A 644-nucleotide genomic window follows, 5' to 3' on the forward strand; every position below is an offset into this window, starting at 1 on the left:
CGGTCATCGCGCGGTGAAGATCAAGGTCGGGTCCGCGGACGCGGGCCGGGACGTGGAGCGGGTCGCGGCGGTGCGGGAGGTGTTGGGGCCGGACCGGTTGTTGATGGTCGACGCCAACCAGCGGTGGGACGTGCCGACGGCGGCCCGGGCGCTGTCGGCGTTGGAGCCGTTCGACCCGCACTTCGTGGAGGAGCCGTTGGTCGCGGGGGATCTGGCGGCGCACGCGCGTCTGCGGGAGCGGACGGGTGTGCCGTTCGCGGTGGGTGAGAACCTGCGCACGGTGGAGGAGTTCGAGAGGGCGGTGGAGTTGGGGGTGTGTGACGTCGCCCAGCCCAACGTGGTGCGGGTGGGCGGGGTCACGCCGTTCTTGAGGATCGCGGAGTCGATGGCGCGTCGGGGTGTGCCGGTGGCTCCGCACCTGTTGCCCGAGCTGTCGGGACAGTTGGCGTTGTGTCTGCCCCGGGTGGCGATGGTCGAGGACGTCGACCGGGCCTCCTTCGCCGCGCTGGGTGCGTTGGCCCGTCCCAGCGGGGTGGAGTTCGACGGGGGGCGGGTGCGCGCCGACACCGGGCTCGGCCACGGTCTGGTGTTCTCCGACACGCTCGCCCCGGTCGTGTCCGCCTCCCGCTAGCGGCGGGGGGGCG

The 644-nt window shown here is 73.3% G+C and carries 1 protein-coding gene; it reads left to right on the forward strand.

Annotated features, from left to right (window positions below; genetic code table 11):
• Positions 1-631: enolase C-terminal domain-like protein (locus tag D471_RS36365; RefSeq protein WP_040691420.1), on the forward strand; the 631-nt coding region annotated here is incomplete at its 5' end.
• Positions 632-644 lie beyond the last annotated feature (13 nt).

It is taken from the genome of Nocardiopsis lucentensis DSM 44048, assembly GCF_000341125.1.
Lineage (GTDB): Bacteria > Actinomycetota > Actinomycetes > Streptosporangiales > Streptosporangiaceae > Nocardiopsis > Nocardiopsis lucentensis.